This window comes from Crocosphaera watsonii WH 8501, assembly GCF_000167195.1.
GTDB classification, from domain to species: domain Bacteria; phylum Cyanobacteriota; class Cyanobacteriia; order Cyanobacteriales; family Microcystaceae; genus Crocosphaera; species Crocosphaera watsonii.
Map to the genome: position 1 here is coordinate 1 of NZ_AADV02000216.1, position 6,104 is coordinate 6,104.

General features: G+C 36.8%; 4 protein-coding genes and 2 pseudogenes. 3 read left to right on the forward strand and 3 right to left on the reverse strand.

Annotated elements, in window-relative coordinates:
* Window positions 1-231 precede the first annotated feature (231 nt).
* The 3 genes and pseudogenes from CWATDRAFT_RS29055 to CWATDRAFT_RS37865 form a co-directional block, all read right to left on the reverse strand.
* Window positions 232-558, reverse strand: a pseudogene (locus CWATDRAFT_RS29055) (transposase); the annotation flags it as partial.
* Window positions 559-679: 121 nt separating this feature from the next.
* Entirely contained in the window at window positions 680-1,246 is a 567-nt protein-coding gene (locus CWATDRAFT_RS32160; RefSeq protein ID WP_081451034.1) for an efflux RND transporter periplasmic adaptor subunit, read from the reverse strand.
* A gap of 333 nt (window positions 1,247-1,579) precedes the next feature.
* Window positions 1,580-1,774 carry a hypothetical protein gene (locus tag CWATDRAFT_RS37865; RefSeq protein ID WP_157134202.1) on the reverse strand — a complete coding sequence of 65 codons (195 nt, stop codon included), beginning with the start codon at window positions 1,772-1,774 and terminating at the stop codon, window positions 1,580-1,582.
* A gap of 323 nt (window positions 1,775-2,097) precedes the next feature.
* On the opposite strand from CWATDRAFT_RS37865, the gene CWATDRAFT_RS29065 reads away from it, so the two are divergent.
* The 3 genes and pseudogenes from CWATDRAFT_RS29065 to CWATDRAFT_RS29075 all read left to right on the forward strand — a co-directional run.
* Entirely contained in the window at window positions 2,098-3,726 is a 1,629-nt protein-coding gene (locus tag CWATDRAFT_RS29065) for an aminotransferase class V-fold PLP-dependent enzyme (RefSeq protein WP_157134203.1), read from the forward strand.
* Between the two features lie 153 nt (window positions 3,727-3,879).
* On the forward strand, window positions 3,880-4,821 hold the full coding sequence (locus CWATDRAFT_RS29070; RefSeq protein ID WP_007308323.1) for an NAD(P)H-dependent glycerol-3-phosphate dehydrogenase: 942 nt from the start codon (window positions 3,880-3,882) through the stop codon (window positions 4,819-4,821).
* A 295-nt stretch (window positions 4,822-5,116) separates the two neighbouring features.
* Window positions 5,117-6,095 (forward strand): annotated as a pseudogene (locus CWATDRAFT_RS29075) (IS1634 family transposase); the annotation flags it as partial.
* Window positions 6,096-6,104 lie beyond the last annotated feature (9 nt).

Consider the following 6,104-nt stretch of genomic DNA (forward strand, 5'->3'; position numbering starts at 1 on the left):
ATAGCTCAGGTCGGTACCTATTTCATCAATTAGACCAGCTACTATCCCTAAATGGTCTAAATTTTTAACTTGTATTTCTTCTAAATAAGACATTTTTCGCTCTTTTTTTACAGAGGAAACAACTTAAACAATTATCCCACTTTTTTGTCTTCAAGAGCTTAAGCAATTATACTTAATTATTAAACCCAGGCTTGTATTATTTAATGCTACTTTTTGAAGTGCGGAATCTGGGATTGAAGATTCCAGTGGTGGCTCTTGTTGATAACAATTTAAACCTATAAAGTATTGTAGATAGGGATTTTCTCTAATCTGTTCTATAGTTTCTCTATCACTTGTTCCTAATTTTTCCTTAATAATTAATATCCCTAATGCCATTCTAAATAGTTTGGCTGGCGCACCTTTTTCTGCTGAAAAAAGTTTAGCATATTCTTCCTCAAAATCATCCCAAGGTATCAACTCTGCCATGATTACCCAACGATTATTGGGGGACAATTTGCCCTCGAAAGGTAATTCAAATTTTTCTGGGGGCGGTAAAGGTTGCTCCTCTTTTCGATACATTTGTTCTTGACCAACAACTGGGAGGTGTTTCTACCAATTATAGCGGTTTGTAGCCGACAAAGCTGATCTTTTTTGCGATCGCGAATATGGGTGTAACCTTTTAAAGAATAGGGTTTTGCTTTTATTCAGCAAACCCTAAGTAACTGCCGTCGGTTTGGGGTAAGACTGCGTTCATTGGTGCAGTTAGGGTTCTGCTGCTATTGGTGACAATATCCACTGATAAGAACATTCCTGGTTTAAGAGCAGTTTGTCTGGGTAAATCAACCGCAACCGTAGCTTGACGGGATGTTTCATCAACAATGGGTTCGATTTCCCTTACTTTCCCCTGAAGTTTGAGATTACTGTCTGCATCAGAGGTTATCTTCACCGTTTGCCCTGGACGAATCAAAGTCAATTGGGTTTCGGGAATTTTCACTTGTAATTCTAAGCGGTTATTTTCGATGATTGTAAACAATGCCTGGGATGACTTGGTAATATCTCCCACCCTTGCCTCAGGTTGAGATATTTTGCCACCCACAGGGCTAATTATTTTGGTGTCCTTAAGTCTGGCTGCATTAATCTGATACTGTGCTTTTGCCTCTGCTAGTTCTGCCACTGCCTGGGCAATAACTTCCTTTCTCGGCCCGGCTTCTAACTTAGAGAGTTGTTCCTGTGCCTCTTGAAAACTGGCCTTAAATTGTTGTAATATCCCTTATTTAATTTGTGCATCATTGAGCAATTCATCGAGGCGATCGCGAGTAATTGCCCCATCAACTTCCAAACTGCGATTCCTCTCCACTCGCCTTTGGGCCAGGGCCAAATCTGCCTCAGCTTGGGTGATTTGAGCTTGGATCTGTTGAACACTGGCTCTAGCTTGAGCAATTTCTTCAGCACGATTACCTGCCCGAAGTTCAGCTAAACGGGCTTCTCGTTGGGCTATGGTAGCTTGAGCCTGTTGTAGTTGGGCTGACTCTACTGAGTTATCTAAGGTGGCTAATAGTTGGCCTGGTTTGACAATGTCTCCTTCATCGACGAAAATTCTCTAAATTTGCAATCCGTTTGCTGGAGAGAGAATGGGAATCGATTCAAAAGCAGCAACGGTTCCCGTTGCTTTGAGGGTTCGATTGACAAAGTCAACGTCAACTCTGCCGACTGTTACCCTCTGAGCAGTGCCTTGAGTCTCAGTGAGGACTAGGGTGCCTGAATCTGAGCTTGTTTCTGGGGAAACTGAGACCAATTTTGTTATTGCCAATGTCCCGATTATACCTACCCCTATACCCAACACAAGTTCCCGTACTTTTATTCTCGAAGGGGTTTGTTTTGCTGGCAAATTTTCAGAGGATACTAATTTCAGGGACGAGTTTTCCTCCGTTGATTTTGTTCTATCCTCTGATGGGGAGTAATTTTCTTTCGATGAGTCTTGGATCACAGCTATTGCTCAGTAATTTTTAGGGAACAAACTACTTCTAATTATCCCTGTTTTTTTCCTAGTTGTCCACTAAAATCTGTATACAGTGCCCAGTCATGATATCTGAGTTTTATCAGTTTTATTTAGCAGCAATGAATGATTTTTCTGAACAAATAGCGGCTTTATCTCCCTCCGAAGCAATGAACTCGGAACAGCGTAGTCAACCCACAAGAGAGAATCAAATCAAGGCAGAAAAAATATCTACAGAGCAGAGAATACTACAATACTTCAAACCGGAGGAGATTCAGCGAGGAACTTTTACCCAACCTGATATTAGTTTAGATGCCCTAGCGCAACAATTTAAAAGGAGCGAACTCCCTACTTATCCTATAACTGTTGACGACTACTATCGGCAATTGTTTCAAGAGGTGCTACCTTATGCTATAGATACCGGATCTCCTACCTATATTGGACACATGACATCGGCTTTGCCAGATTTTCTCCACGATATGAGTAAGCTGATTTCAAAATTGAACCAAAATCTAGTCAAAATTGAAACCTCCAAATCTTTGCTATTTTTGGAAAGGGAGGCGATCGCTATGTTGCATCGTCTTGTATATAACTTTTCAGAGGAATTTTACACAGAAAATATTCAACAAAAAAATCGTAATTTAGGCATTGTCACAACGGGAGGAACCACTGCCAATATTAGTGCTTTATTATGTGCGCGCAATGCAGGATTATTAAGTAAAGAGAACTCGACAGAGTTGTTAAAAGAAAGTTTATACAAAGTTTTGAGTAAAAAGGGCTATGAAGATATGGTTATTATTGGCTCTAGATTAATGCACTATTCCCTTAATAAAGCTGCTTCAATATTGGGTTTGGGAACTGATAATATTATTTTTGTTGATAATAACAGTGAAGGAAAATTAAACTGTAAGCAGCTTGAAGAAAAAATACAAGAATGTCAAGAAAATCGCCTATTCATCCTCGCCCTTATTGGTATTGCCGGCACAACAGAAACCGGTCAAATAGATCCCTTATGGAAACTAGGAGAGATTGCCGAGAAATATAATATCCATTTTCATGTAGATGGTTCTTGGGGTGTTCCCACTATCTTTTCTGACAAGCATAAAGGCAAATTAAAAGGTATAGAAAAGGCTGATTCTGTTACCATTTGCGGTCATAAACAGTTATATCTACCCCAAGGAATTAGTATTTGTCTCTTCAAAGATCCTCAACTATTAAATTATGCTGCAACTACCGCCCGTTATCAGGCTCAGCAAGACACCTATGATCTAGGAAGATTTACTATTGAAGGGTCTAGATCGGCACTTTCTTTGTGCTTACATGGTGCCCTTCATATTATTGGTAAAAAAGGATACGAAATGCTGATTGAACAAGGCATATATCAAGCTCAATACTTTGCTCGAAAAATTGACAAATTGAAGTCATTTGAACTGATACTAGAACCTACTTTAAATATTGTTAACTATCGATATATTCCTGATTATTTAAGAGATAAACTTAGAAAAAAAATGTTAACTAATGCTGAAATAGAAAGACTTAATCAAATCAATCAAGAGATACAACAAGAACAATTTGAACAAGGAAAAACTTTTGTTTCTAAAACAATCTTATTTGATCCAAAATATAGTAAAAAAATAATTGTTTTTCGCACTGTTCTATCTAATCCTAATACAACTGCCACTGATCTAGATAATGTTCTTGAAGATCAACTAAGAATTGTTGATAAAATTCAAAGGACAAAGGGGGGATAGGGGAGACTGGGTGACTTGGTGACTTGGTGACTGGGTGACTGGAAGATGGGGGAGAAAATATTACTATTCTTTACTTCCCACTCCCTACCCTTATTTTGTTAAAATTAAGTATCAGAGAGATTCTGTTAGTCAATGTACACATAACCACAAAAAATGAGTAATACCAAGAAAAAATTAACAATTATTGGCGCAGGATTGTGGGGACAAGCACTAGCAAAATTAGCTCAATATAATGACCAGAATAATGTAAAAATTTGGTCACGAACAAGTAGTGAATCTCTAGCTTCAGTTGTTCAAGAAGCAGATGTAATTCTCTCTGCTGTTTCTATGAAAGGAGTCAGACTCACTGTAGAAAAATTAACAGCTTTAACTATTCCTGAAGAGACTATTTTTATTAGTGCCACCAAAGGGTTAGAAACAAAAACCCTTCTTACCCCTTCACAAATCTGGCAAAAAAGCTTTCCTTCTCATCCTGTTGTTGTTTTATCGGGGCCTAATTTATCAAAAGAAATACAACAAAGATTACCTGCTGCTACTGTGGTAGCTAGTGAGGATGTTGTCGCTGCTGCTAAAGTTCAAGAAATCTTTTCTTCTGATATTTTTCGGGTTTATTCTAATCAAGATCCCATCGGAACAGAATTAGGAGGAACTCTAAAAAATGTTATGGCGATCGCTTCTGGTGTTTGCGATGGTTTACAGTTAGGAACCAATGCTAAATCTGCTCTCTTAACCCGTGCTTTACCAGAAATGATTCGCATTGGAACCGAGTTAGGAGCATCAAGAGAAACCTTTTTTGGACTATCAGGATTGGGGGATTTAATCGCTACTTGCTATAGTCCTTTATCCCGTAACTATCGGGTAGGTTATGGTTTATCAGAAGGAAAAACTTTAGAACAGATTTTAATAGAATTAGGCAGTACCGCAGAGGGTATTAATACAGCTAATGTCCTAATAGAATTAGCCCAAAAACATAGAATAGCTATCCCTATTTCTCGTCAAGTTTATCAACTCATCAACGGCGAAACAACCCCCCAAGAAGCGGTAAAAGAGTTAATGGCGAGAGATTTAAAAGCAGAGTTTGATGTTTTATCGTGAGCAAAAAACTGAAATCAATTATTTCTACAAGTGTAGCTTAAGTTTTTTCCTTCACCCGCTTCGCACATTGTCCTAACCGTCTTGGCGGTTGCTATAGTATAGCGAAGTATAGGGCAAACGCCCTATTGCATAAAAAAATTATCATAGTGTTATGTCCCAGATTCCGCACTTCAAAAAGTAGCATTAAATACTACAAGCCTGGGGTTAACAATTAAGTATAATTGCTTAAGCTCTTGAAGACAAAAAAGTGGTATAATTGTTTAAGTTGTTTCCTCTGTAAAAAAAAGAGCGAAAAATGTCTTATTTAGAAGAAATACAAGTTAAAAATTTAGACCATTTAGGGATAGTAGCTGGTTTAATTGATGAAATAGGAATAGTCAAAATAATTAATAATAAATTAGGAATAGATGTTAGAGAAAAAATCTCAGCAGGTACAGTAGTTAAGTCTATTTTAATCAATGGACTAGGATTTGTTTCAAGACCTCTATATTTATTCAGTCAGTTTTTTCAAGATAAAGCCATTGAGAAATTGTTAGGAGAAAGAATTAAACCTGATTACCTTAATGATGATAAAATTGGGAGAGTAATGGATGAATTATATAAATATGGACTAAATGATATTTTTATTGAAGTAGTTTTAGAAGTAATTAAAAAAATTAAAATAGACCTTAAATACTCCCATTTAGATTCCACATCATTTCATTTAGATGGAGAATATAAAAGGGAAGAAGATAAAGAGAAACAGGAAGAAGAAAAAATTATTAAAGAAAGACCAATTTTTATTAAGAAAGGATATTCTCGGGATCATAGACCAGACTTAAAACAATGTGTCTTGGATTTAATAACAAGCCAAGATGGAGATATTCCATTATTTGTGAGAGTAGGAGATGGAAATGAATCTGATAAAGCTGTATTTGGAAAAGTTTTAGTAGAATTCAAAAAGCAAATAAAGTTTGATAGTATCATGATTTGTGATAGTGCTTTATATGGTCAAGAAAATCTCCAACTAATCCAACATTTAAAATGGATAACGAGAGTTCCAATGACCATAAAAAAAGCAAAAGAATTAGTGCAAAATATCGAGGTGGAAGACGTAAACGATGACGATAACGAAAAAGAAGTGACCTAAATTAGAAAGTTTACCTGGAAGAAGAATTGTTACTATGGTGGATCCAGCAAATTGGTAAAATCTGAGTGAACAAGACGAAAGTGTTTGGAAACTTGAAAACAATTCCCAGAAGAAAAAACCCAAATTCTTAAGAATCCTTCGAAATTGAATCTCA